24 protein-coding genes are annotated in these 26,058 nt (G+C 68.8%); 15 read left to right on the top strand and 9 right to left on the bottom strand.

Annotated features, from left to right (window positions below; translation table 11 throughout):
• Nucleotides 1-17 precede the first annotated feature (17 nt).
• On the top strand, nt 18-1,673 hold the full coding sequence (locus KUV67_06890; GenBank protein ID MBY6204602.1) for an AMP-binding protein: 1,656 nt from the start codon (nt 18-20) through the stop codon (nt 1,671-1,673).
• Here KUV67_06890 and KUV67_06885 read toward each other — a convergent pair.
• Entirely contained in the window at nt 1,598-2,638 is a 1,041-nt protein-coding gene (locus KUV67_06885; protein MBY6204601.1) for a PA2778 family cysteine peptidase, read from the bottom strand. The genes KUV67_06890 and KUV67_06885 overlap by 76 nt on opposite strands.
• A 47-nt stretch (nt 2,639-2,685) precedes the next feature.
• Entirely contained in the window at nt 2,686-3,051 is a 366-nt protein-coding gene (locus KUV67_06880) for a PA2779 family protein (GenBank protein ID MBY6204600.1), read from the bottom strand.
• A gap of 40 nt (nt 3,052-3,091) precedes the next feature.
• On the opposite strand from KUV67_06880, the gene KUV67_06875 reads away from it, so the two are divergent.
• Entirely contained in the window at nt 3,092-3,409 is a 318-nt protein-coding gene (locus KUV67_06875; GenBank protein ID MBY6204599.1) for a hypothetical protein, read from the top strand.
• Here the strand turns inward: KUV67_06875 and KUV67_06870 are convergent.
• Complete coding sequence (locus KUV67_06870) at nt 3,361-3,585, bottom strand: hemin uptake protein HemP (GenBank protein ID MBY6204598.1); 225 nt, start codon at nt 3,583-3,585, stop codon at nt 3,361-3,363. The genes KUV67_06875 and KUV67_06870 overlap by 49 nt on opposite strands.
• 456 nt (nt 3,586-4,041) lie before the next feature.
• Between KUV67_06870 and ald the strand changes: the two genes are divergently transcribed.
• The 8 genes from ald to KUV67_06830 all read left to right on the top strand — a co-directional run bounded on the left by ald (nt 4,042) and on the right by KUV67_06830 (nt 13,575).
• Nucleotides 4,042-5,166 carry an alanine dehydrogenase gene (ald, locus tag KUV67_06865; protein MBY6204597.1) on the top strand — a complete coding sequence of 375 codons (1,125 nt, stop codon included), beginning with the start codon at nt 4,042-4,044 and terminating at the stop codon, nt 5,164-5,166.
• A gap of 69 nt (nt 5,167-5,235) precedes the next feature.
• The gene (locus tag KUV67_06860) at nt 5,236-5,460 is read left to right on the top strand and encodes a hypothetical protein (GenBank protein MBY6204596.1); all 225 of its coding nucleotides are present in this window, start codon (nt 5,236-5,238) and stop codon (nt 5,458-5,460) included.
• A 136-nt stretch (nt 5,461-5,596) separates the two neighbouring features.
• Nucleotides 5,597-5,788 carry a hypothetical protein gene (locus KUV67_06855; GenBank protein ID MBY6204595.1) on the top strand — a complete coding sequence of 64 codons (192 nt, stop codon included), beginning with the start codon at nt 5,597-5,599 and terminating at the stop codon, nt 5,786-5,788.
• The gene (locus KUV67_06850) at nt 5,781-5,936 is read left to right on the top strand and encodes a hypothetical protein (GenBank protein ID MBY6204594.1); all 156 of its coding nucleotides are present in this window, start codon (nt 5,781-5,783) and stop codon (nt 5,934-5,936) included. The genes KUV67_06855 and KUV67_06850 overlap by 8 nt, the downstream gene beginning before the upstream one ends.
• Before the next feature lie 167 nt (nt 5,937-6,103).
• On the top strand, nt 6,104-7,678 hold the full coding sequence (locus tag KUV67_06845; protein ID MBY6204593.1) for a hypothetical protein: 1,575 nt from the start codon (nt 6,104-6,106) through the stop codon (nt 7,676-7,678).
• A 105-nt stretch (nt 7,679-7,783) separates the two neighbouring features.
• Nucleotides 7,784-9,157, top strand: a complete 1,374-nt coding sequence (locus KUV67_06840; GenBank protein MBY6204592.1) for a PQQ-dependent sugar dehydrogenase — start codon at nt 7,784-7,786, stop codon at nt 9,155-9,157.
• A gap of 138 nt (nt 9,158-9,295) precedes the next feature.
• Nucleotides 9,296-10,345, top strand: a complete 1,050-nt coding sequence (locus KUV67_06835) for an efflux RND transporter periplasmic adaptor subunit (protein ID MBY6204591.1) — start codon at nt 9,296-9,298, stop codon at nt 10,343-10,345.
• Nucleotides 10,342-13,575 carry an efflux RND transporter permease subunit gene (locus KUV67_06830; protein ID MBY6204590.1) on the top strand — a complete coding sequence of 1,078 codons (3,234 nt, stop codon included), beginning with the start codon at nt 10,342-10,344 and terminating at the stop codon, nt 13,573-13,575. Before KUV67_06835 ends, KUV67_06830 begins: the two co-directional genes overlap by 4 nt.
• A gap of 31 nt (nt 13,576-13,606) precedes the next feature.
• Here KUV67_06830 and KUV67_06825 read toward each other — a convergent pair whose 3' ends face one another.
• Complete coding sequence (locus KUV67_06825) at nt 13,607-14,059, bottom strand: MgtC/SapB family protein (protein ID MBY6204589.1); 453 nt, start codon at nt 14,057-14,059, stop codon at nt 13,607-13,609.
• A 71-nt stretch (nt 14,060-14,130) separates the two neighbouring features.
• On the opposite strand from KUV67_06825, the gene KUV67_06820 reads away from it, so the two are divergent.
• On the top strand, nt 14,131-15,018 hold the full coding sequence (locus KUV67_06820) for a DMT family transporter (protein MBY6204588.1): 888 nt from the start codon (nt 14,131-14,133) through the stop codon (nt 15,016-15,018).
• A 98-nt stretch (nt 15,019-15,116) separates the two neighbouring features.
• Here the strand turns inward: KUV67_06820 and KUV67_06815 are convergent, their stop codons facing one another.
• Nucleotides 15,117-15,728: a DUF1579 domain-containing protein gene (locus KUV67_06815; protein MBY6204587.1), complete on the bottom strand. Its 612-nt coding sequence runs from the start codon at nt 15,726-15,728 to the stop codon at nt 15,117-15,119.
• 134 nt (nt 15,729-15,862) lie between these two features.
• Nucleotides 15,863-16,462, bottom strand: a complete 600-nt coding sequence (locus KUV67_06810) for a DUF924 domain-containing protein (protein MBY6204586.1) — start codon at nt 16,460-16,462, stop codon at nt 15,863-15,865.
• A 179-nt stretch (nt 16,463-16,641) separates the two neighbouring features.
• On the opposite strand from KUV67_06810, the gene KUV67_06805 reads away from it, so the two are divergent.
• Nucleotides 16,642-18,180: a CRTAC1 family protein gene (locus KUV67_06805; protein ID MBY6204585.1), complete on the top strand. Its 1,539-nt coding sequence runs from the start codon at nt 16,642-16,644 to the stop codon at nt 18,178-18,180.
• Nucleotides 18,181-18,186: 6 nt separating this feature from the next.
• Here KUV67_06805 and mgtE read toward each other — a convergent pair whose 3' ends face one another.
• Nucleotides 18,187-19,587: a magnesium transporter gene (gene mgtE, locus KUV67_06800; GenBank protein ID MBY6204584.1), complete on the bottom strand. Its 1,401-nt coding sequence runs from the start codon at nt 19,585-19,587 to the stop codon at nt 18,187-18,189.
• Nucleotides 19,588-19,610: 23 nt separating this feature from the next.
• Nucleotides 19,611-20,855 carry a saccharopine dehydrogenase NADP-binding domain-containing protein gene (locus KUV67_06795; GenBank protein MBY6204583.1) on the bottom strand — a complete coding sequence of 415 codons (1,245 nt, stop codon included), beginning with the start codon at nt 20,853-20,855 and terminating at the stop codon, nt 19,611-19,613.
• Nucleotides 20,856-20,990: 135 nt separating this feature from the next.
• Between KUV67_06795 and KUV67_06790 the strand changes: the two genes are divergently transcribed.
• A complete protein-coding gene (locus KUV67_06790; protein MBY6204582.1) occupies nt 20,991-22,511 on the top strand; it encodes a CRTAC1 family protein in 1,521 nt (506 codons plus the stop codon).
• Between the two features lie 18 nt (nt 22,512-22,529).
• Here the strand turns inward: KUV67_06790 and KUV67_06785 are convergent, their stop codons facing one another.
• Nucleotides 22,530-22,730, bottom strand: coding sequence for a hypothetical protein (locus tag KUV67_06785; protein ID MBY6204581.1), 201 nt, complete (start codon nt 22,728-22,730; stop codon nt 22,530-22,532).
• 200 nt (nt 22,731-22,930) lie between these two features.
• Between KUV67_06785 and KUV67_06780 the strand changes: the two genes are divergently transcribed.
• Both KUV67_06780 and KUV67_06775 read left to right on the top strand, forming a co-directional pair.
• Nucleotides 22,931-23,515, top strand: a complete 585-nt coding sequence (locus KUV67_06780; protein ID MBY6204580.1) for a sigma-70 family RNA polymerase sigma factor — start codon at nt 22,931-22,933, stop codon at nt 23,513-23,515.
• Nucleotides 23,512-26,055: a serine/threonine-protein kinase gene (locus KUV67_06775; protein ID MBY6204579.1), complete on the top strand. Its 2,544-nt coding sequence runs from the start codon at nt 23,512-23,514 to the stop codon at nt 26,053-26,055. The genes KUV67_06780 and KUV67_06775 overlap by 4 nt, the downstream gene beginning before the upstream one ends.
• Nucleotides 26,056-26,058 lie beyond the last annotated feature (3 nt).

Here is a 26,058-nt window from a genome sequence, read left to right as displayed (position 1 = left end):
TTCCCGCGAGTGCCGCAATGCTCCATCCCCTGCAGCAGCTGATCCTGGATCGTGCGAAGACAACGCCGGGCCAGCCCTACCTGTGCCAGCCCATCGATCGCGAATGGATCACCTGGACCTGGGCCGAAGCCGTCGAGGAAGCGCAGCGGGTGGCGGCGATGCTGCGCAACGAAGGCATCGAGCCGGGTGACCGCGTCGGGCTGATCTCGAAGAACTGCGCGCACTGGATCCTCGCCGACCTTGCGATGCTGCTGTCCGGCGTGGTCAGCGTGCCGGTCTACCCGACCGCGAGTGCGGCGACGATCCGGGGCATTCTCGAACACAGCGGCTGTCGTGCGGCATTCGTGGGCAAGCTCGAGCACCCGGCCGAGCAGCTCGAAGGCGTTCCCGACGACGTGCTGACGATCGCCATGCCGTACCCGGGCGCCGACGGCGTCCGCCAGTGGAACGACTGGATCGACCACCCCGGCCCCGAATTCATCCCCGTGCCGCGCGCGGACGACGACCTGGCCACGCTCCTCTATACCTCGGGATCGACCGGGGAACCGAAGGGCGCGATGCATTCCTACGGCAACTTCCTGTTCGTCGGCAAGGCGCTGGCCGAGGCGATCGGCGTTCGCGACGGCGACCGCGTGCTGTCCTACCTGCCCCTGTCGCACTGCACCGAGCGCGCCTACGTCGAGGCCGGAAGCTTCCACGCCGGCAGCACGCTGCACTTCGTCGAGGGCGTCGAGACCTTCATGGACGACCTCGCGCACGCGCGTCCGACGCTGTTCGGCTCGGTGCCGCGCCTGTGGAAGAAGTTCCAGCTCGGCGTCCTGGAGAAGCTGCCCCAGAAGCGCCTCGACACCTTGCTGCGCATTCCGGGGGTCGCGGGACTGATCCGGCGCAAGGTGAAGAAGGGGCTGGGGATCGACCGGGCCGACTGGTTCGCGTCCGGGTCGGCGCCGATCGCGCCGGCGCTGCTGGAATGGTGGGACCGGGTCGGCGTGACGATCTGCGAAGGCTGGGGCATGACCGAAACCTTCGCCTACGGCACCCAGACCGGCCGTGGCGAGCGGCCGCGCATCGGCAGCATCGGCCGCGCACTGCCGGAAGTGGAGTTGAAGACCGCCGCCGACGGTGAACTGCTGATCCGCTGCCCCTGCATGATGCAGGGCTACTACCGGGCCGAGGCGCTGACCCGGGAGTGCATGGTCGACGAAGGGTTCCGGACCGGGGATCGCGCATCGATCGACGCCGACGGCTGGGTCTCGATCACCGGCCGGGTCAAGGAAGTGTTCAAGACGACCAAGGGCAAGTACATCGCCCCGGTGCCGATCGAATCCCTGCTGGCCCGCAACGAACTGATCGAACAGGCCTGCGTGCTGGGCGACGGACGCGACCAGCCGCTGGCGCTGATCCAGCTTCCCGAAGAGATCGAGCTGCCGCTTCGGGAGGTTCGGACCCGGCTGGTCGAGACGCTGGAGCAGGTCAATGGCGAGCTCGAACCGCACCAGCGACTCGATCGGCTGATCGTGATCCGGGAGCGCTGGACCGTCGACAACGAGCTGCTGACGCCGACGCTGAAGATCCGCCGACCCCAGTTGGAGGCGCGTTACCGGACGGCGATCTCCGAGTCGACCGGCAAGGTCTTCGTGACCGGCGGCGCCCCGGACGACGGCGAGGACTGATCGAGCCGGTTCGACCGCTCGGCCTCGCAGGCCGACCGGGCGCGTTCAAGGGCGTCTTCATACACGGCCGAAAGCGCGTGGCCGGGTTCGAGGGGTTCGGCTTCGAGGCGATCGCGCACGGCGCATTCGAGACCGCGTTCGAGATCGACCAGGGCGAGATTCAATCGAGCCGGCCAGTGGTCGGGCTGCAGCGCGATCGCGTGCTCGAAGGCCTCCGCGGCAGCATCGATCCGCCCGGCTGCGAACTCCGCGTTTCCCACGCCCAGGCGCGGGATGGGCGAATCCGGCCAGCGTTCGACGGCAGCCTGCCAGGCGGCGGCGCGCTCGACGGGATCGGCCTGTTCATCGAAATCGGCCAGTGCATGAAACGCCGAAGCCGGTTCGATATCGATCGGCAGTTCCCCGGGCGGCAGGACGACCGCCGCCCAGCGGCCGGCCCAGTCCCATTGGCGCAGCCAGGTTCCGGCCGGCGTCCACATCGTTCGCTCCTGGCCGGAGCGCATCAGGATCCGCTCCGTCGGCCGGTCGTAGCCGACGACCACCGCGTAGTGCCACGCCGGCAGCGATCGCAGTCTCAGATTCTGCAGGATCAGGACCGGCCGCCCGGCGGCGACTTCTCCGAGCACCGCATCGAACGAGCCCGGCACGCGGAAGGGAATGCGTCCGAAGTCGCGGGCCGCGGCCAGCATCTCGACCTGGAGACTGCCTTCGAGGCCCGGCACGTAGACCCGCTCGGCCAGCCGGTCGTACTCGGGACGAATCCCGGTCGCGCCGAGCACCGTCATCAGCGCGGCCGGCCCGCAGTGGTGGTCGAGCTGGGGGTGGAAGGGCACGTCGGCAAGGTCGACGCGGTCATCGAGCCCGTCGGGAAACTGCGCGTCGAGGGTGGCGCAGCCGCCGAGCAGCACGAGTGCGGTGGCGAAGGCCAGGCGGTGGATGATTCGAACGGGGTCGAGCAACGTCATTGCGACCCGCCGCCGGGCGGCGGGTCGAGTAGGGGCGGCGCGCGCGATCAGGTCGACTTGAAGATGTCGGTCACGCCCACGGCTTCGAGCAGCAGCAGCACGATGAACACCACGCCGGCGATCACCACGACGCCCTCCCCGGCGGGAAGGTCTTCGAGACCGTCGGCCAGTTGCTCGACTTCGGCCGGACTCAAGCGAGCCACGCGCGCCATCGCAACCTCGTGGCTAACGCCCAGCCGCGACAGCTCCGCGGCCACGTCGTCGCGTAGCAGGTAGGCCTCGATCCGGTCTTCGAACTGCCCCTGTTCGATCGCCAGCGCGTCGCCGGTCGAGATCAGCGATGCCTGGGCCGGCATCACGAGCGCAGCCAGGGCCAGGGCAAGAACCGTGTTTCTGAGCATCGTCGAGATCATCAGGGCTCTCCTTCCAATCGTTGGGAGTCGCGAAGATAGCATGGCGCCGGACCGGCGCAACAGACCTGGATCGATCGTTCCTGGCCTCGACGAGAAACACCGCTTCGGCGGTGCCCGAGCGTATGTGGTCGTGCATGCCCCGTTCCTCGAAGAGCGTTTCGGAAACGGTGAAGGCGGCGCTGAACGCTCCGACCATCATCAGGATGGCCTGCCGATCGCCTCGGCGTATGCGGGGTTCTTCGTCGATCGGAAAGAGCAGGGCCTGGCGCGGCAAGGGGCGATTGGCCGAACGCGAAGAATCCTTATGCGCTATTTGGTCAGAATCAGTTTCCCAAGCCGCGTTTCGCGCAGTTCGTAGGTCTGACCTCGGTGCTGGATCAGTACCCGCTTCCTCGAACCGAGCAGCAGCAGGCTGTCGATTTCTTCCGGGCCGGGTCGGGTTCCGCGCGCGCCCGAGCGCCGGGCGTCGATCGTGCGAGAGTCGGAGGAGGTAGCGTGGCTCACTGTGGCTTCAGTCCTGGGTTCGACGTACATCGACGAATTCACCGGATGGTCGATCGGGCGACGGCCTCGGCGTTCGCATCGCGGGATCGGACAGGACCTGGCTGGCGTCACGAAACGCTGGCTGGGGCCTGCATGGGATGACGAAGGCTGTCCCATGAGCGAAACATACAACAAACGCGAATGATTCTCAATATCACGGCTGGTTCGCGGGATTCTTTGAGAAGCCGGGTTCGACCCATGCATGACTGAGCGACGATTCGGCGGAAAACGTGCGACCACCGCAGGACGAGCGAAGGAACGGAGGGCGAAACACGGACAACGGACGGACCGCGGACGCTGCCCGGGAGGCGCCGGGAGTTAGAATCGCTTCGTGCCGGTACGAACCGGGCGGCCTGGAGGGTAGCTCGGTTGTCGAGGCGTCTGCTTCCGGGCAGTCGGCCGCCGGCCTCCACGACCAGTCTTGCAACGATCGACAAGGACGACGGCATGCGCATCGGTGTACCCAAGGAAATCAAGAACCACGAGTACCGGATCGGCCTGACGCCGGCCGGCGTCCGCGAACTGGCCGGTCACGGCCACGAGATCCTGGTCGAGAAGGACGGCGGCAAGGCGATCGGCCTGACCGACGACCTCTACGAACGCGCCGGCGCCACGATCATCGACACGCCGGAGGAGATCTTCGAAGCCGCCGAGATGATCATCAAGGTCAAGGAACCGCAGCCGAACGAGTGTCGGATGCTGCGCGAGGGCCAGGTGCTCTACACCTACCTCCACCTGGCGCCGGACCCCGAGCAGACCCGGCTGCTGGTCGAATCGGGCTGCACCGCGATCGCCTACGAGACGGTGACCGATGCGCGCGGCGGCCTGCCGCTGCTGGCGCCGATGAGCGAAGTCGCCGGCCGGATGTCGATCCAGGCCGGGGCGCACGCGCTGGAGCGCGCGCAGGGCGGCTCGGGCGTGCTGCTCGGCGGCGTGCCGGGTGTCCGGCCGGCCGAGGTCATGGTGCTCGGCGGCGGCGTGGTGGGCCTGAACGCCGCACGGATGGCGATGGGCATGGGCGCCGACGTCACCATCTTCGATCGATCGCTGACCCGGCTGAAGTACATCGACGAACTCTATGGCGACCGCCTCAACACCTTGTATTCCACCGACGAGGCGATCGACGAGCATCTGGCCACCGTCGACCTGGTCATCGGTGCGGTGCTGATTCCCGGCGCTTCGGCGCCGAAGCTGATCACTCGCGAAGAGTTGAAGATCATGGAGCCGGGGTCGGTGCTGGTCGACGTGGCCATCGACCAGGGCGGCTGCTTCGAGACCAGCAAGGCGACGACCCACCAGGATCCCACCTACGAAGTCGAGGGCATCATCCACTACTGCGTGGCCAACATGCCCGGTGCGGTCGCCCGCACGTCCACCTTCGCCCTGACCAATGCCACCCTGGCCCACGCGGTCCAGCTGGCCAACAAGGGTGCGGCGCGGGCGATGCTCGACGACGAACACCTGCTGCGCGGGCTCAACGTCCACCGCGGCCAGGTGACCTACGAAGCAGTGGCCAAGGACCTCGGCTACGACTACGTGCCGGCCGACAAGGCGCTACGCGCGAGCGGTTGATCCGGCCCGTCGACGGGCCGCTTGCGCCGGACCGGTAGGATCATCGCTCACTCGCCTCGAGCCTCCGGCATGAACTTCGATCCGTCCCATCGCCTGCTGCGCCGGCGCAGCCGCCGCGCGCTCGGCCTGCTCGGCCTGGCCATCGTCGCGCCGATCGCCCTCTGGCTTCCCCTGGGTTTCGTCCCCGGCATTCCGGACATGATCGAGGTGTTCGGAATCGAAGGCCTTCGAACGCCGGCCGGCGTGGCCGTCGGCGGCCTGATGCTCGCGGCGATCGGCTTCCACGACATGTAGTCGACGATCTGTAGTCCGCCCCATGGAGTCTTCCGCCCCCTGAAGTCGTCCTCCCCGAGAAGACAGTTCTGCGTTCACGGGACCTGTACGGGCCTGCGGTCATCGTGGCGTCTCACCTATTCATGGAGTCCGGGCAATGTTCAAGCTCTCGGATGTGTTCATCCTGATCGCGGTCGGCATCTCCTTCGCGCTATCGGCCTTCTTCTGGTTCAACGGTCTGACCGAGCACGCGCTGTTCACCGCGATCTGGGTCCCTTCGATTCTCGCCTTCGGCATCTACTTCAAACTCTCCAGCCTGATGAGCCGGAAGGGAGCGCGCCGTGAGTGAGTCCTACTTCCTGATCGCCGCGATCATCGTGTTCTCCCTGCTCCTGATCGGCCTGGTCCTGACGGTCATCGAGTTCCGCCACGGCGAACCCCACGAAGAAGTCCTCGACGTCGAGCGCCACGGCAAGCCGACCCGGCGCGACCGCTAGATCTCCGGCACCGGATCCAGGTCGGTTCGACGGCCTCGAAGCCGCCGGGCCGAACTGGAACGAACGCGATCGACTCGGACAGCGCATCCGGGGCGTTATGCTTCTTGGATAGCCAGAACAGGACCGACCCGATGAACGATCCGATGTCAGTTTCGAGCTCGGCTTCGATGACCGCTTTCGCGCCCGATCGCACGTCCGGTCGAACCGCCCCACTTCTCCCGTTCCTGATCTGTCTTTTTTCGCTGCTCGCCACGCCGGCTGCGGCGGACGATCACGAGGACGCCGGCGCGGTTTCCGAGGAACCGACGAGCATCGAAGGCGATCCGGAACCGGTCGCCCGGACCACCTCGCATTCGATCCGGATCGACGGCCAGCGGATCGACTACGAGGCCACGGTCGGCTGGATGATCCAGCGAAAGGACGACAAGCCCGTTGCTCGCTTCGGCTACACGGCCTATCACCGGACCGGCATCGACAACCTCCGCGAACGCCCGATCCTGTTCGCTTTCAACGGCGGACCCGGGTCGTCGTCGATCTGGCTGCACATGGGCGTACTCGGGCCGCAGCGCGCAGTGATCAACGACGGCGATTTCGCGCCGCCGCCGCCGGTGCGGCGCGTCGACAACGCCTACAGCGTGCTGGACGTGACCGACATCGTGATGGTGGACCCGGTCGGCACCGGCTTCAGTCGCCCGATCGGCGATGGCGAAGGCAAGGACTTCTGGGGCGTGGACCAGGACATCGAATCGGTCGCGGCGTTCATCAAGGACTACATCGGCGAACACGGCCGGTGGGGTTCGCCGAAGTTCATCCTCGGCGAAAGCTACGGCGGCATCCGTGGCGCGGGGCTTGCGCACCACCTGCAGAGCGCCCACGGCATGCACCTCAACGGCCTGATCCTGGTGTCCCCGTTCATGGCCGTTCATGCGGGCCGCGACGGCGAAGGCATCGAGCTTCCCCACGCCCTGTTCCTGCCGTCCTTCGCAGCCACCGCCTGGTACCACGATGCGCTGGATCCGGAACCGGCCGACTTCGACCGGTTCATCGACGAGGTCGAGACCTTCGCCATGGACGACTACCTGCCGGCGCTGATGGCCGGCTACACGATCGACGCCGAACGCAAGCGCGCGATCGCCGAACAGCTCGCCGAATACACGGGGACGACCGCGCGCTACTGGGAGCTGGCCGACCTGCGGGTCGACCACCAGCAGTTCCTGCAGGAGCTCAAGCGCGACGACGGCCTGATCACCGGCCGGATCGATTCCCGGTTCATCGGCCCGGCCACCAACTCGCTGGCCGAGACGATGAACTACGACCCGTTCTTCCCGTCGGTCGGGCCGGCCTACACGGCCGCGTTCTTCGACTACCTGCACAACGACCTGGATTTCGGCCGCAGCGAGGACTACCGGACCAGCGCCTGGCCGCTGGACTGGGACTGGAGCCACCGCGGCCCCGACGGCGGACGCCAACCGGCGGTCAGCGTGCTGCCCGACCTGTCCGTGGCGATGACCACGAATCCCGGGCTGCATGTCCACGTCCAGCAGGGGTACTACGACATGGCGACGCCGTTCGCGGCCACGAGCTACTACCTGCGCGCGCTCGACATTCCGGACGAGGCGCGTGAGCGAATCCGCTACGACCTGTATCCGGCCGGTCACATGATGTACCTGCACGACGAATCGCTGGCCGCGTACCGAGCGGATCTCGCGGCGTTCATCCGCGACGCCGACGGCGTCGACTGACCGGCCAGGCACTGCACGCAAGCGCAAGTGCCGGCAGGCGCTGCAATCGATCTCGACGAGCGATCGCGTACGCTCGTCGCCCTGAACCGCCGAAGGAGAACGATCATGCGTACACCCCTGCTGCTGCTTCCCGCCGCCTTACTGGCACTGTCCGGCTGCATGAACGGAACGGAGCCCGGCGACCCCGCGGCCGATGCCGTCATCGAGCCGGTGGCAGAAGCTCGAACGGCCGATGCTCGGTCCTCGAAGGACGGATTCTCGACGGACAGTTCGTCAGGCGATCGATCGTCGCATGCTGGATCGCCGTACCGTCCCGCTGGGCGGGTCGCGGTCGAGGGCCGCGGCCCCGAGGAGACCCGTCCGCCGAATGCCGAGGATCAGGAACCGGCGTTTCCGGGCCAGACCCGCGCACCGCGACCCGAATTCACCGCGGCCTGGTCCGTCGAAACGGTGACCGACGGCCTCGATCACCCCTGGTCGCTGGAGTTCCTGCCCGACGGATCGCTGCTGGTGACCGAGCGGCCGGGCGCCCTGCGACACGTGACCCGCGACGGCGTGGTGTCCGGACCGCTGAGCGGCGTGCCCGAAGTCCATGCCGTGGCCCAGGGCGGCCTGCTCGACGTGGCGCTGCACCCGGAGTTCGCGACCAACCGGCGCGTCTTCCTGACCTTCGCCGAGCCCACCGCCGACGCCAGCCGGACCGCGGTCGCCACGGCCACGCTCAGCGAGGCGAACGATGCGCTGGTCGGTACCGAGGTGATCTTCCGCCAGCGGCCGGAGTGGCAGTCGCGCGGCCACTACGGTTCGCGGATCGTGTTCGATACCGACGGCTCCCTCTACGTCACCTTCGGCGACCGCATGGACGAGACCCGGACCGAGGCCCAGGACCCGACCAACCACATCGGCACGGTCATCCGCCTGTGGCCCGACGGATCCGTGCCCGAGGACAATCCCTTCGTCGGCGACGCCGCCGGGGCGGACGAAGTCTGGTCCTGGGGACACCGCAACATCCAGGCCGCCGACCTCCACCCCGGGACCGGAGAGCTGTGGACGATCGAGCACGGACCGCGCGGCGGCGACGAGCTGAACCGTCCGGAAGCCGGCCGCAACTACGGCTGGCCGGCGGTGACCTACGGGATCAACTACAACGGCAGCCCGGTCACCGGCGGCAACACGCAGTCCGACGACACGGTCCAGCCGGTCTATTACTGGGACCCGGTCATCGCGCCTTCGGGCATGACGTTCTACACCGGCGACCTGTTCGGGCCCTGGCAGGGCGACCTGTTCATCGGCGGCCTGGGCACCGGAAAGGTGGTCCGGCTGGTGATGGACGACGGCCGGGTGGCCGCCGAGGAGTGGCTCGATATCGGACGTCGGGTCCGCGATATCAAGCAGGCGCCGGACGGCACGCTCTGGTTGGTCACGGACCACGGCAACGGCGAGCTGATGCGCATCGTTCCAGTGCGCGACGAGGCCTGATCCTCGTTCGGGACCGGTTCGCGAGGGCGTCCGCCGCGAGCGATGGACTTCGCAGGAAATTCATCGCCTTGGCGCAGACTCCGCGCCATGAACAGATTCCTTCGATGTATTCGAGTCCTGCGGAGTCTCGCCCCGGTGATGGCCGTCGGTCTCCTGGTCGGCCTTCTCGCCGGCTGCAGCGGCGAGTCGGGCGAAGCGCAATCACAGGCGCGGTCCTTCGAGCGTCCGTCGCTGCCCGTGCGCGCCTTCGAGGTCGCCCGCCGCGACCTGTCGAGGCGCATCCAGGTCTCCGCGCCCGTCGAGCCGTTGCGATCCGTCCAGCTGGCCGCGCGCACCGACGGCATCGTCGAACAGGTTTTCGTCGAAGCCGGTGACCGGGTCGAGGCCGGGCAGCTGCTGGCCCAGATCGACGTCAGCGAGCAACGCGCCGAGCTGGCCCGCGCCGAGGCGGCGCTGCGTGAGGCCGAAGCCAACTTCGAACGCCTGAGCCGGCTGCGCGAACGCGACTACATCGACGAGGCCAGCTTCGTGACCGCCCAGTCCGAGCTCGACGTGGCGCGCAGTGACGTCGAGCTGTGGAAGACCCGGGTTGCGTTCGGCCGGATCGTCGCGCCGGTCGATGCCCACATCATCCGCCGCATGGTCGAGCCCGGTGCCGCGATCGGCCGCCTGGCCGCGGCCTTCGAACTGGCCAACCTGAACGAAATGGTCGCCCGCATCGGGGTCTCGGAGCTCGACGTGGCCGAGCTCCGGGTCGGCGATGCGGTGCCGATCCGGATCGATGCCCTCGACGACGATCCGCCGTTCGACGGTACGGTCCGCCGGATTTTCCCGTCCGCCGACGATGCGAGCCGGCTGATCACGGTCGAGGTGGCGCTGCCCGATGCCTACGCGCGGGGCGTGCGCCCCGGCTTCCTGGCCCGTGCCGACCTGCTGGTGGACTACAAGCAGGGCGTGCTCGCGGTGCCGGCCGGCTCGGTGGGTATGGGCGATCCGTCCTACGTCATGGTCATCGACGAGAACAACCAGCTGGTCCGGCGCGCAGTGTCCACCGGCATCATTCGCGGCGACTGGAGGGAAATCGTCGGCGGCCTCGAGCCGGGCGATCGCATCGTCTCGTCGAATCCGCTGGAGCTGGCCGAGGGCGACACGGTGCGCGTGGTCGACACCGTGAGCGTGCGCGGATGAGCGCCGACGAAGCGCGCCGCGGCGCGACCGACAACGATCCGGCGCGTGGCACGAAGTACTACCGCGGCCTGACCCACGCGGCGATCCGCCGCCCGGTCGGCACCACGGCCGTCGCCACGGTGGTTCTGGTGCTCGGCCTGTTCTTTGTCGATCGCCTTCCGGTCAACCTGCTGCCCGAAGTCGTCTATCCGCTGATCCGCGTCAACGTCGATTACCCCGGCGCGGCACCCGAGGTCGTCGAAGAACAGGTGACGCGCCCGCTGGAGCGCGCGCTGGCCTCGACCGAGGACCTGGTCCGGATGTCGTCGGAGGCCGAGGAAGGCCGGACCGACGTCAGCCTGATCTTCGAGTACGGCACCGACCTCGACACCGCGCTGCAGAACGCGTCGCGGCTGCTCGAGCGGGCCCGTGCCCAGTTGCCCGACGACGTCGAGCCGCCGCGCCTGAGGAAATGGGACCCCGGCGCTTCGTCGGTGTTCGAGGCCGGCTTCTCGTCCGAACTGAGGACGCCGCGCGAGGTGCGCGACTGGGTGGACAATCGGCTGGCGCCGCAGCTGCAGGCGATCCAGGGCGTGTCCGGCGTCGAAGCCGTCGGCGGCCAGGAGCGCGAGCTCGAGGTCATCGTCGACCAGCAGCGCCTGCGCTCCTACGGCCTGACCCTGGCCGGGGTCGCCGACCAGCTTGCCCAGGAAAACCTCAACGTGGCGGCCGGCAACGTCACGTCGAGCAGCCTCGACGTGATGGCGCGGACGGACGGTCGCTTCGCATCGCCCGAAGAGATCGCCAACGTGCTTCTCGCCGTTCCGGGTTCGGACCGGCGCATCCGCCTCGACGAAGTGGCCGAAGTGCGCGACGGCTATCGCGAGCAGCGCCTGTTCGTGCGCCTCGACGGGACCCCGGCGGTGCAGGTCTCGGTGTTCAAGCAGCCCGATGCGAACACGGTCGGCGTGGTCCGGCAGGTCGCCGATCGGGTTGCCTCGCTGAAGGCCTCGGGGTTCATCCCCCCCGATATCGACTACAAGGTGACCGAAGACGCGGCGTACTTCATCCGCGGCTCGGTGCAATCGGTCTCGGCCGCCGCGATCCTCGGCGGGGTCCTGGCGATGCTGGTGGTGCTCGCCTTCCTCGGCAGCCTGCGCAAGAGTTTCGTGATCGGCCTGTCGATCCCGCTGGCGGTCATGGCCACCTTCGCCCTGATGGGCGCGGCAGGACTGACCCTCAACGTGATGAGCCTGGGCGGCCTGGCGCTGGGCGTCGGCCTGTTGCTCGACAACGCGATCGTGATGCTCGAGAACATCTCGCGCCACCGCGAGAAGCTCGGCAAGCCCGCCGACCTGGCCGCCCACGACGGCGCCGACGAAGTGATGTCGGCGATCACCGCCGGTACCCTGACCAACCTCGCCGCCGTGGTGCCCTTCCTGCTGATCACCGGCCTGGCCACGCTGGTGTTTCGCGAGCTGCTGGTCACCATCTCCTTCGCCGTGATCGCCTCGCTCGCCGTGGCCCTGACCCTGGTGCCCATGCTCGCGGCCCAGTTCGCCAGGATCCGCTTCGAGTCGGGCTTCGCACGCTCCGCCCCCTATCGAGCGTTCAACGGATTCATCGACCGGCTCGCCGACGGCTACCGCGCTGCGCTCGGCCGGGTCCTCGCCTGGCGCTGGGCGGTGGTGGCGGCCGCGCTGGCGATCTTCGCCGGCAGCCTGCTGCTGGCCGGACGACTCGGCAACGAGTTCCTGCCGCAGCTCGACGATGGTGAACTGGGGATTCGCCTGGCGCTCCCGGCCGGGACCACGCCGGAAGAGACCGATGCGGCAACCCGCAGGATCGAGGCCGAAGTCGGCACGATGCCGCACGTTCGAAGCGCGTTCGCGCTGGCCGGCGGAAACGTGTGGGGCGGGACCGCGAACGTGCGACCGGGTCGCGGCTACGTACTGGTCAAGCTCGACGACGCGGAACAGCGCCCCGATTGGCCGGCCAGCCGCTGGGTGGCCGAGATGCAGCAGCGCCTGAACGCGCTCGACATCGCCGGTGCCCGCACCTACGTCTGGTCGCCGGGAATCCGGGGCCTGACCTTCGGGGTCTCGGGCGAGGACATGGAATTGAAGCTGGTCGGCGAAGACATCGCCACGCTGCAGCGCCTGGCCCGCGAGGTCATCGCCGCACTCGACGGCATTCCCGGACTGAACGGGGTCGAGATGCAGGACGAAGACCGCACGCCGCTGCTGTCGATCGACGTCGATCGCGAGCGGGCCGCCGCGCTCGGGCTGGACGTGAGCAGCGTCGCCCGGTCGCTGCGCTACGCGGTCAGCGGCTTCGTGCCGACGCGCTACTCGACCGGCGTCAACGAATACGACGTGCGCCTGCGCCTGCCGCGCGACGAAGTGCGCGATATCGACACGCTGAGCCAGGTCATCGTGGCCAACGGCGCCAACGGTCCGATCCAGGCCCGCCAGGTCGCGACCTTCCGGCTCGAGGAAGGCCCGGCCGAGATCGGCCGCGAGAACCAGGTGCGCATCCAGCGCATCGTCGGCAACTTCGACACGGCGGAGAACGACGTCGGGTCGATCATGGCCGAGGTCCAGCGCCGGATCGGCGAGATCGAGATGCCCGACCAGTACGGCGTGGTCCTCGGCGGACAGTTCGAGACGATCCAGGAAACCAATCGCGAGATGGCGACGGTCATCCTGCTTGCCGTGTTCCTGGTGTTCGTGGTCCTCGCGGTGCAGTACGAGAAGATTTCCAATCCGCTGGTCATCATGACCGCGGCCCCGCTGGCCGCGGCAGGGTCCGCGATCGCCCTCTGGCTGACGGGGACGCCGATCAGCGCCCCGGTGTTCCTCGGTTCCGTGCTGCTGGTCGGCATCGTGGTCAACAACGCGATCCTGCTGGTCGAGTACATCGAGCGCCAGCGATCGGCCGGCGTCGCCCTCGAGGAGGCGGTGGTCGAGGCCGGGGGCATCCGCCTGCGGCCGATCCTGATGACCACGCTGACCACGGTCGTCGGCATGCTGCCCCTGGCCGTCGGGGCAGGCTCGGGCGCGCTGTTGATGCAGCCGCTCGCGGTCGCCGTGGTCGGCGGCCTGCTGTCGGCGATGCTGCTGACCCTGTTCCTCGTTCCGTGCCTCTACGTCATCGTCCGCAATGCGTCGGACGGCCTGGTCGGCTTCCTGACGCGAACGCGCCAGCGCGCGAAGAAGGGACAGGCCGGCGAGCCGGCCACGTCGCACTGAAGCGAGGCCGTTCCGGCCACTGCGGGTATGCTCAGTCGTCGTCCACGACGCGGCGCTCGAAGTGACCCAGCACCACGACCGTGACCAGCGCGATGGCGGTGGTCATCACCGCCAGCTTGAACTCGCCGATGGCGCAGGCCACGCCGATCGCGCCTGCGATCCAGATCGCCGCGCCGGTGGTGATGCCGCGCACGGTGCCGCGGGCCTGGATGATGCAGCCGGCGCCGAGGAAGCCGATGCCGCCGACGACCCCCTCGACGATCCGGGTCGGGTCGACCTGCGCCGACGGGTCGCCGATCGCGGTGGCGAACATGATCTCGTAGCCGACCATCAGAAACGTTGCCGAGCCGAGCGCGACCAGCATGTGGGTGCGCAGGCCCGCCGGCCGGTCGCGCAATTCTCGCTCCAGGCCGATGGTCGCGGCCAGCGCGGCCGCGGCACCCAGGCGAAGCAGCATCTCGGTCCACTCCAGTCCGGATTCCATCACCGTTCTCCTGGTGGGGCGGATCTTCAGCCTACCAGCCGGGCCCGGCGGAATCGGCGGCCGTTGCCGCTATGGCTGCGCCGGTCGCCGAGGTGCGATCCGTGACGCGTCCCCGGATCGTGTTGCTGACCTGCGTCGCGCTGGTCGCATTCGCCGCCAATTCCCTGCTGACGCGGGCGGCGCTGGACGGCACGGCCATTGATCCGCTGACCTTCACCGCCGTTCGCCTGGCGTCTGGGGCGCTGGTCCTGGCGCTGCTGGTGCGCGTCCGGATCGAGCGTGCGGGCGCGCGCGGCAGCTGGGTCTCGGCCGCTGCGCTGTTCGCCTACGCCCTGCTGTTTTCGCTGGCCTATCGGGGCCTGACCGCGGCCACCGGAGCGCTGCTGCTGTTCGGTGCGGTGCAGGTCACCATGCTGGCGGTCGCCCTGGCCCGCGGCGATCGGCTCGGGACCCGTCAATGGGCCGGCCTCGCCGCAGCGCTCGGGGGCATTGCCTGGCTGCTCTGGCCGGGGATCGCCGCCCCGCCGCTCGCGGCGGCGATGAGCATGGCCGGCGCCGGGGTCGCCTGGGGAATCTACACGCTGCGGGCGCGGGGCGGCGGCGATCCGACCGCGGTCACGGCGGCCAATTTCGTTCGAGCGACGGTACCCGCGCTGGTGCTGCTGGGCATCTTCGCGACGGCCGTGCGCTGGGACCCGCGCGGGATCACGCTCGCCGTGGCATCCGGGGCGATGGCGTCGGGCCTCGGCTACGCGGTGTGGTATGCGGCGCTTCGGCAAATCGGAACGCACAGCGCCGCGGTGGCCCAGCTGGCGGTGCCGGTGATCACCGCGTTCGGCGGTGTGGCCCTGCTGGCCGAACCGCTGGACGGGCGGCTGGTGGGGTCCGGGATCCTGGTCCTGGTCGGGATCGGCCTGGTGGCCCTATGCGGCCGGAAAGATGCGTCGCGCCGGACGTGATCGGTCGGCGGCGCGCCGGACAAGGACCGGCACGTGTGACCGGCCGGTCCTGCGGGGGACCGGCCGGGTGATCGGTGCGGCCCGAAGGCCGCTCCGGATCAGCTGCCGACGCGAGTCAGCGTCATTCGCATGGTCATGGTCTCTTCGCCGTCGCGGGTCTCGTAGGCCTCCATGACCTCCGTGTCCTCGTCCGGGAAGCGCCAGACGAAGCGGTTCGGCATCATCTCGCCGGTCATCGGATTCGGCGACTCACCCGTCATCTCGATGGTCCCGTCGTCCTTCATGCCGCCGGTGGTCATCAGCAGCGTGGTCGACATGTTGTCGCTCCAGGTCGACCAGTAGGTGTCGGTGATGTTGTCGTAGCCGGTCCGGCTGACGCCCCGGAACGGTTGGCCCATCCACTCGCCGGACCAGTCTTCGTGGAGCACGCGACCGTCGAGCTCCATGCTGCGCTTGACCGAATAGGTGAGCTTGCTCGGCGGCGCGTCCGGGTCCATCCACATTTCCATGTCGGCGGTCCACTCGCCGGTCTGGCCGGCCAGTCGTTCGTGCGGATCGCCGGGCGTACCGGCTTCCATCCAGGCCTGCATCATCGCGGCCTGTTCGGCGGTCATCTCGGGCGCACCGTCGCCTTCCTGGGCGAAGGCGAGGCCCGAACACAGGCCGGCCGCGAGGGCCAGCGAAATCGATCGCTTGGTCAATCGGTTCATCGTGTCATCTCCCGTTGGGACCGGGCCAGGACGCCCGGCCGGTCTACCCCTTGAACAAACCGTGGCTCCACGGTGGGTCGTTCATCGTACTCCGGTGGGGCTCCCGGTGGAATCGGCCCGTTCCGGTCGGTGCGTCAGAACGACGAGCCGGGTTGGGTCAGGAATTCGCGCTCCTCGTCCGAGGATTCGCGCCCGAGGATCCGGTTGCGGTGCGGGAAGCGGCCGAAGCGTTCGATGATGCGGTAGTGCGCCTCGGCATAGTCGACGTAGCCCTCGAAGGTCGGGCGCCAGGCCTCGGGCACGTCCCGGGCCAGGGCGCGCATCAGGTCCACGCACCAGGTCTGGTCGTCGATGTCCTCGGAATGCTCCAGCGGGAGATAGAAGAAGACCCGCTGGATCGGCCGCAGGTGGGCCGCCTGGCCGAGTTCCAGGCCCTCGGCACAGAGGTCGCGGGCCTTGCGGTCGAAGCGGAAGGCTTCGGGCGTGTCCCGGTAGATGTTGCGGGGGAACTGGTCGGTCAGCAGGATCAGCGCCAGCCGTCCCTCCGGCGTCGCCTGCCAGTCGTCGAGCTTGTCCTGTCCCGCGGCGAGGACCTGCGGCTCGAAGCGGCGGCGGATGGCCTCGTCCGTGGCCGGGTCCTTCTTCCACCACAGGGAGGCCTGCTGGTCCGCCGCGCGCGCGTCGTCGTCGTGGGTGCCGAACCAGTACGTCAGGATGTCGTCGATCGTGGACATGAGCGCTGCCGGGAATGGGCAAGGCATCAGGATAATCGAGGCCGGATCGTGCGAACAGCGGTGCGGTGCCGGGGAGCGCTTCGTCCCGATGACCCGTATCGTGCGCTTGTGGCCGCATCGGCGCGAGCGTATGCTCGGGTGCAGAAACAGGGAGTTCGTCACACTCGGGGGAGAAAACCATGACGCTCTACGCACGTCAGCACGCCTTCGGCCGGTCGATTCTTGCCGCCGCCGTCCTTTTCGTCGGCCCCGTCGAGGCCATCGAGTTCGTCGATCGCACGGCCGACGCCGGAATCCAGCAGGGGCATTCGGCGTACTACCTGATCACCGGCCAGGCCTGGACCGACTACGACGGCGACGGCCGGGTGGACCTGTACCTGACCGACAGCGGCGGACCGAACACGCTGTACCGCAACACGGGCACCGGCTTCGAGGTGTCCGACCGCAATGCCGAGGTGGCCCTGCCCGCCCATGTCAGCGGCGGGGCAACATGGGCCGACTTCGACAACGACGGCCGGGACGACCTGCTGGTGGTCGGTCTCGGCTGGCCGAAGCTGTTCCGCAACACCGCGGCCGGCTTCGTCGACGTCAGCACGGCGATGGGCCTGGACGATGACGGCATGGGCGAATCGGCGGCCTGGGGCGATTTCGACGCCGACGGCTGGCTCGACCTGTACATCGTGCACTGGTTCTACGACGAAGACGAAACCGATCCGCGCGCGCAGGACCGGCTGTACCGGAACCTCGCCGGCGAGGGCTTCGAGGACGTCAGCCACCTGCTGGACGAAGGCCGGATGTCCGGCCCCGGGTTCGCCGCGGCCTTCACCGACTACGATCACGACGGCGACGCCGACCTCTACGTCGTCAACGACAAGCACTGGGGCAACCTGCTCTGGCGCAACGACGGAGCCGGCTGCGGCGGCTGGTGCTTCACCGACGTGTCGCACGCCACCGGAACCCATCGCCCGGCCTTCAGCATGGGCATCGCGGTCGACGACTACGACCTCGACGGTGACTTCGACTTCTTCTATTCGAGCATCGCCGAGCTGATCCTGCTGCACAACCCGACCCGCGAAGGCGGCACGGCCTGGACCGACGTGTCCTCGGCCATGCAGTGCACCGGCAACGTGATCGGATGGGGCGTGATCTTCGAGGACTTCGACAACGACATCGATTTCGACCTCTACGCCGCCACGGTCGAATCCAGCCCGTCGGCGAACGACCGGGTGTACCGCAACGAGGTCCCGGCGCCCTTCGTCGACATCAGCGCAACGGCCGGCGCGTCCGATCCGTTCATGACCATCGGGGCGGCACGCGCCGACTACGACCGGGACGGCCGGATGGACCTGGTGGTCGGCAACTACAACACCGGCTACCGCCTGATGCGCAACGTCACGCCGGCGGTCGGCGGATGGCTGCAGGTGGCGCTGGTCGGCGGTGGGCCGATCAACCGGAACGCCGCCGGCAGCCGGGTCATCCTGACCCTCGACGACGGCCGCGAGATCCACCGCGAGCTGCGGATCGGCGAGAGCATCGGCAGCAGCCACGAGCGAATCCTGCATTTCGGGCTCGGCGCCCGGCAGCCCGACGGCCTGCGGATCGAATGGCCGGACGGGGCGGTCAGCACCTTCGATGAACTGCCCGTCGACGCCCGGGTCGAGTTCGCGTACCCGGGCGCGGCGTTGGTGTTCAGGGACGGCTTCGAGCCGCTGCGCTGAAGCGCGTCAGAGCAACAGGGCCGAGGCCAGGCCCAGGAAGGCGAAGAAGCCGACGACGTCGGTCACGGTGGTGACGAACGGACCCGAAGCCAGGGCCGGGTCGATCTTCAGCTTTTCCAGCATGATCGGGATCACGATGCCGCCGAGCGCGGCGGCGACCAGCGTGAGCACCATGGCGACCGCGATGACCAGCGCGAGCTTCGGCACGCCGAACCAGAACGCGGCGACGCCGGCCATGACCAGGCCGAACAGGATGCCGTTGATCGCGCCGACGGTGATCTCGCGCCAGCTGACGCGAATCGCGTTGCTGGCGGTCAGCTCGCGCGTCGCGATCGCCCGCACCGCGACGGTCATGGTCTGGGTGCCCGCGTTGCCGCCCATCGACGCGACGATCGGCATCAGAACGGCCAGCGCCACCATCTGGTCGATGGTCTCGGCAAAGGCGTCGATCACCATGGACGCGACGATCGCGGTGACCAGGTTGACCATCAACCAGACCGCGCGGCCCCGGGTCGTCTGGAGCACCGAGTCGGCCAGCGACGAGTCCTCGTCGACCCCGGCCAGGCGGAGCATGTCCTCTTCGTGCTCCTCGTCCAGCACCGACATGGCGTCGTCTATGGTGATGACGCCGACCAGCCGGCCGTCCTCGTCGATCACCGGCGCCGAGATCAGGTGGTAGTGGTTGAACAGATAGGCCACGTCGGACTCCTGCTCGGTCACCGCCACGGTGCGGAAGCTCGGCTCGACGATGTCGAGCAGGGGGTGGTCGCGGCGCGACGACAGCAGCCGGCCGAGGGCGACGTAGCCGACCGGCTTCATCGCCGGCGAAACGAGGATCACGTGATAGAACTGGTCCGGCAGTTCGTCCGCGGTTCGCACGTAGTCGATCGCCTGGCCGACGGTCCAGTCCTCCGGTAGCGCGACCAGCTCGCGCTGCATCAGGCGGCCGGCCGAGAGCTCCGGATAGGACAGCGCGTTCTCGACGCCGATCCGGTCGATCGTCTCCAGCGCACCCAGGATGCGGCTCTGCTGTTCTTCCTCGAGGTCCTCGACCAGGTCGACGACGTCGTCCGAGTCGAGCTCCCGGATCGCCTCGGCCAGGACCTCCGCCGGCAGTGCCTCGATCAGCGGCTCGCGCACCGACTCGTCGAGCTCGGACAGGATCTCGCCGTCGATGCGGCGGTCCCAGAGTTCGATCAGCGCCTGTCGCTCGTTGCTGCTGATCTGCTCGATGAGGTCGGCGACGTCGGCGGCGTGCAGCGGCTCGAGCAGCTCGGACAGGCGCGGCGCATCCTGCTCGTCGACGGCATCGACGACGGCCCGGACGCGTTCCTTGTCCAGCTCCTGCCGCGACGCATCGACCTCGTCGGCGCTCGGCTTCGGGTCCTGTTCGACGTCCGGCTCCATGGGCTGCTCCGTTCCGCCGGCGCTCAGCCCTGCGGCACGTCCTCGAGATCGAAGGTCACGCCGGCGTGTTCGGCCAGGCGCGTGCGCAGCGCCTCGCCGAGTGCGGTCGACGGGGTCCAGAACCCGCCGGGCGTGCGTTCGCGATCGATGTCGCGGGCCAGGCAGACCGCCGACTCGCCGATCATCTTCGAGGTCGAGCCGTAACCGGGGTCGCGATCGCCGCGCACGCGCACACGCAGGGCCTCGCCGTCGCTCGTACGGCCGTGGATGACGATGTTGAAGAAGCCGGCCTCGCGCTGTTCGGCGTCCGGACCCTCGCCGGGCCTGGGCAGCACGAGCTTCTTCAGCAGCCCCCGGGTCGGCTTCAGCGCCGAGCCCAGGGCGAACGCGCCCATGCCGAGGGACAGCATCGTGGCCTTGACCCGGCCGCCGACGCCGGTGCCCGTGAGCACGGCCTCGTCGTAGCGGAAGTCCTTGCCGTAGGCGTGCTCGCGCAGCGCATTGGCGCGATGGACCACGCGGGTATTGATCGCGGCCATGATGAACGGCGCCATCCAGCAGTCGAGTTCCTCGTCGAACTTCGGGCCGTTGACGTAGGGCTGGCGGGGGCCCTTGCGGTGCTCCGGCGGACACAGCGCGTACGGATTCTTGACCACCCGGGCGACGTCGTCATCGGCGCGCGCCGACTCGACGATGTTGAGCATGCTGGCGAAGGTGCCGCCGCTCAGCCCGCCCTTGGCCGCTTTCACGCGCAGGCCGACGCGCTCGAGCGGCTTGCCGAAGCGGCGCATCGCCTCGTCCTGAAGCACCATCACACCGAGATCCGACGGAATCGAATCGAAGCCGCAGCAATGGACGATCCGTGCACCGCTGGCCCGAGCGGCGTCGCCGTGGGCATCGATCATCCGGTGCATGAACGGCACTTCGCCGGACAGGTCGCAGTAGTCGGTTCCGTTGGACGCGCAGGCAGCAACCAGTTCCTCGCCATAGAGCGCGTAGGGGCCGACCGTGGTCAGCACGACTCGCGCGCGCTTCGCCATTGCGTCGAGGGACGCCCGATCGAAGCTGTCGGCCTCGATCAACGGCAGGTCGGACGCGTCCGCGCCCAGGTCCTTGCGTACCGACTCGAGCTTGTCCCGGTTGCGCCCGGCCAGCGCCCAGCGCAGATCGCGCCCGGCCCCGTAGCGCTCGAGCAGGTACTCGGCGACCAGCTGTCCGGTGAACCCCGTGGCGCCCATCAGCACCAGGTCGAATTCGCGATCGGCCATGTCCCGTACCCGTTCGAACCACCGGCCTCAACGATAGCATGGCCGTCGCCGATCGCCGCCGCTGGAAATTGATTTTGCGGCCCGCTCCGGTCACCATGTCGAATGACGATTCGATTGCCCCGGAAGGGGGGTGCGATGCGATACCTGGTCCCGGTCCTGGTCCTGTGGCTGTCCGAACCCGTGGCGGCCTCGCTCCCCTTCGACGACGGCACCGACGCGGCCGGCATCGCGGCCGGTCACCAGAGCGTCTATCTCGTCACCGGGCAGGCATGGGGAGACTTCGACGACGACGGGTTGGACGACCTCTACCTGACCTCGTCTGCGGGTTCGAACAGCCTGTGGCGGAACCTGGGCGGCGGCAACTTCGTGCAGGTCGACACCGGCGGCCTGCTCGAACTGGACGATCGGATCAGCGGGGGAGCCTCGATCGCGGACTACGACAACGACGGCCGGGAGGACCTGCTGGTCCTGTCACGCGGCACGCCGTCGCTGTTCCGGAACCTCGGCGGCTGGACCTTCGAAGAGGTCGCGCAGTCCGCCGGCCTGACCCGCGTCGGCGACGGGGAGTCGGCCGCCTGGGCCGACTACGACCGCGACGGGGATCTCGACCTCTACATCGTGCACTGGTACTACCTGGAGCAGGCCCAGTTGCCCGAGAGCCGCGATGCGTTCTACCGCAACAACGGCGACGGCACCTTTACCGACGTGACCGACCTGCTCGACGATGACCGGACCCGCGGCCCCGGGTTCGCCGCGACCTGGTTCGATTTCGACAACGACGGGGACGACGACCTCTACGTCGTCAACGACAAGGCCTTCGGCAACCTCCTGTGGCGCAACGACGGACCGGGGTGCGCTTCGTGGTGCTTCACCGACGTTTCCCTGGCCAGCGGAACGCATCGACCCGCCGACAGCATGGGGGTGGCCTTCGGCGACTACGACCGCGACGGCGATTTCGATCTCGTCTATTCGGGCAGCCACGAACTGATCCTGCTGCAGAACCAGCTGTCCCAGGGGTCCCCCACGTTCATCGAAGTCACCGCGCAGGCCGGAGTGGCCATCGACGACGGCATCGGCTGGGCGACGATCCTGCACGACTTCGACAACGACGGCTGGCTCGACTTCTTCGCCAGCATCATGGACAGCCAGGACGCCGGCCGGAACCGCATGTTCGTCAACATCGGGGACGGCAGCTTCGGCGAATCGCCCGCCGGCTCCTTGACGGCCGGCGGGGATGCATCGCTGGGTGCGTCGGCGAGCGACTTCGATCGCGACGGCGATATGGACCTGATCCTCGGCAATTTCGGCCAGGACTACCGGCTGCACGTCAACGGTCTCGATCCCGCCGACGACACCGGCTGGCTGCAGCTCGACCTGGTCGGCCGAGGCGGCTTGCGCTCGACCGCGATCGGCGCGCGCGTCGAACTCGGCATGGACGACGGAGCCGCCCAACTGCGGCAGGTCCATGCCGGTTCGGGGATGGGCGGCGTGCAGAGCCGCCGACTGCATTTCGGTCTCGGCGGTCGCTCGGTCTCGACGATGCGCGTGACCTGGCCGGACGGCACCGTCCAGCAGATCGACGGGCCGATGAACGGAGCGATGCGAATCGATTATCCGATCGCGCTCGACCGCATCTGGGCCGACGGCTTCGAATAGGCGGCGGCCTGCAGGCGGTTACCGGGCCACGCAGCGCCATCCACGCGTGACCTTCCAGCAGGTCCGGTCCGGGGCCGGGCGATGGTGGACCACCACGTAGCGCGCGTGCGGGTGTGCGGCACGATGATCGTGCCAGGTCGCGTAGTGCGTCCGATGGGGATGGACGACACATCCGGCCAGGACGGCCGCAGCCGAAAGGCCGATCAGGGTGCGAGCCATGGACCTGCGATTCATTGACCTGAGATTCACTGACCTGAGATTCATGGGGACCTCCAGAAGAACGGTTCGTGGCCTCCAACGCGCGGGCCTGCGCCTCGGTTGACGCCGCCCCCCGCATGGCGCGATATTCGGAGCGAGGGCGCGACGGATCGGGTTCGAGCCCACGAAGCGAAAGGGTCGAGGCTGCGAGGGAGGGGTCGATGGACGGCTCGCTTGACGGATCGCTTGACGAATCGCTGGAATCGACCGCAACGCTGGTCCGCGCGCTGCAGGACGGCAATGCCGCGGCGCGCGAACGGCTGTTCCAGCGCTGCCTGCCGTTGCTCCGACGGTGGGCGCACGGTCGCCTGCCGCAGCGGGCGCGCGATCTGGCCGATACGGACGACCTGGTCCAGGTCTCCCTGCTGCGCGCGCTGAACAACATGGACCGCTTCGAAGCCGGTCGCCCGGGCGCCCTGCTGGCCTACCTCCGTACCATTCTGCTCAATGCCGTCCGGGAGGAACTGCGCCGCAGCGACCGACGATCGGCGGATCGCCATGCGGAAGTCGAGCCGGCCGATGACGCGCCCAGCGTCCTCGAGCGCGCGATCGGCCAGCAGACCCTGGACGCCTACGAGCGCGCGCTTTCGGTGCTGACCGAGAAGCAGCGCAATGCGGTGATCCTCCGGCTGGAGTTCGACATGACCTATCCGGAAATCGCGATGGAGATGGAGGCCGAATCATCGGCGGCCGCGCGCATGCTGGTCGTACGCGGCCTGGCTGAATTGACCCGGAGGATGGGGTGAGCGGCCCCCCGTCCGATTCGCTCGAGGCCTGGAGTGCCCGGCTCGCCGATGGCGAACCGCTGGACTGGGAGGCCGCCCGGCAGGACCTCTCGACCGAGAGCTTCGAACGATTCAGACAGCTGGCCGAGTTGGCCGGGGTGATGCGTCGTGCCGCGGACGACGAGATTGCCGATTCGGTCCGGATGACGCGCTGGGGACACCTCGAGATTCGCGGCTCGCTCGGGCGCGGAAGCTTCGGGGATGTCCTGCTGGCCTTCGATCCGATCCTGCAGCGCGAGGTTGCGCTCAAACTCCGGCGCGTCGACGCACCGACCGCCGACCCGGAGGCCTGGATCGAGGAGGCGCGTCAGCTGGCTCGCGTCCGGCATCCGAACGTCCTGGCCGTCCACGGCGCCGACATCCAGGACGGTCGGCCGGGCCTCTGGGCCGACCGGATCCACGGTACGACCCTGCGCGACCATGTGCGGATCGCTGCGCCGCGCTACGCCGAGGCGCTCCGGATCGCCCGCCAGCTTGCCGACGCGGTGGGCGCGGTGCACGCGCACGGCCTGGTCCACGGCGATATCAAGCCCGGCAACGTGATGATCGAGCCCGACGGGCGCGTTGTGCTGATGGATTTCGGCAGCGCTCGCAGGGAAGGAGGACGCGCTCGCGGCGCAGGATCGCCGGCGGTGATGTCGCCGGAGCGACTGGCCGGCGGCCCGCCGTCGCAGGCCGACGATGTGCATGCCCTGGGTGCGGTGTTCGCCTTTCTCGCACGCGGCCGCTACCCGTTCGAGGCCGGTTCGGTCGAGGACCTGCAGGCGCTGCATGCCCAGCGCGCTTCCCCCGATGTCGATGCGCCGGGCATGCCGGCGGCCTGGCGCCGTCTCGTGCGCGGCATGCTCGCACCCGACCCGGTGGACCGGCCCGCCATCGAGCAGGTGGAGGATCGACTCGAACGCCTGCGCACCGCGCCGGCGCGGCGCCGCCGGCTCCTGGCGCTGGGAACGATCTTCGTACTGCTGACCGCCGGTCTCGCCACGGCCCTGACCGCCTATGTCCGGGTACGCGACGCCGAAAGCGAGACGTCGGCGGTCAACGTCCTGCTGCGCGACGTGCTGGTCGCGCCCCGTGCGACCGAGCTGGGGCGGGACGTGCGGGTGGTCGACGTCCTGGAGCGCGCCGTGCCGGAAGCCGAGCGACGCTTTGCCGATCGCCCCCTGGCGCTTGCCCGGATCCGGGCCCTGGTCGGCCAGACCTACGAGGCGCTCGATCTGCACGACGCCGCCGAACCCCTGCTTCGCCGGGCCCTGGCGACCTACGCCGACCGGCTCGGGCCGTCCCATCCGCGGGCGCTCGACCAGCTCGATCCGATCGCGCGGAGCGAGAACGCAACCGGGAGAGGAGAAGAGGCCGAAGCGACCTGGGACCGGTTGCTCGCGCTGGCCGATCCCGAGGATCCGGAGATGCGCCACGAGATGATCTATGCGCACATCGGGAAGGCCGGGCGACGGCTGGACGAGAACCGGACCGACGCCGCGCTGGCCGAACTCGACCGGGCCGCGCACCTGCACCGGGACGAGCGCACGGATCGCGCGGCGCAGAGCCTCCACGCGATGCGCGCGCTCGTGCTGCAGCGGGCAGGTCGGGCGGACGAAGCAGCCGTGGTCGGTGAGCAGGCGCTCGAAGAGAGCCTCCGGGTCAACGGACAACGGCACGTCAACACCCTGATCGCGCGCGATCGATTGATCCAGATCCAACTCGGACGGGGCGCGATGGAGGCGGCCGAAGCCCTGGCGCGCGCGAACCTGGAAACCACGGAGGCCTGGTTGGGTCACGATGAACGCCGGACGTGGATGGCACAACTCACCCTCAGTAACGTCCTGGCCGACCGCGGGCAGACCCGGGAAGCGCTGGAGTTGCTGGAAGCCGCCGGCACGAATGCGCGCAGGAACATGGGAGCCGACGATCCCGACCTGCTCGTCGTCGAAAGCAATCGGGCCGCCCGGCTGCTCGAGCTCGGGCGGTATCGCGAGGGCGCGGAGGTGGCCGAGCGCGTGGCAGCTGGCTATCGGTCGATCGATCGCGCCGTCGGCCCGCTCGCCTGGATCAATGGTCTGAACCTGGCCGAGGCCCGGATTCGCCTGGACGAGTTCGAGGCCGCGCTGGCCGGCTCCGCGGCGATCCACCAGGACATCGTCGAGGCCCACGGCCCGCGCCATCCGCTGGCCCGGGTCGCGGAGAGCTATCGCGGTGCGGCGCTGGGCGGCTTGGGCCGGATCGACGAGGCGCTTCCGCTGCTTGCCTCGTCGCACGATGCGCTGGCCGGAATGATGGGACCGGACCATCCGCAGGTGCTGCTGGTCGAAGGATGGCAGGCGGAGATGCTCTGGCGCTCGGGACGCATCGTGGACGCGCGAGCGCTGATCGAATCGGCGGTTCGCCGAGCCGACGCTGCCCTGCCGGCCGGCCACTATCGCCAGCGGGATCTCCGGCAGGTCGCCGAGCGGGTGGCGGCGGACCCACCACCCGCATCGCGCCCTGCAGGCGTCGACTGAACG

Origin of the sequence: Halomonas denitrificans, from assembly GCA_019800895.1 — a bacterium.
Lineage (GTDB): Bacteria > Pseudomonadota > Gammaproteobacteria > Xanthomonadales > Wenzhouxiangellaceae.
This window is presented reverse-complemented; position numbering and strand designations above follow the sequence as displayed.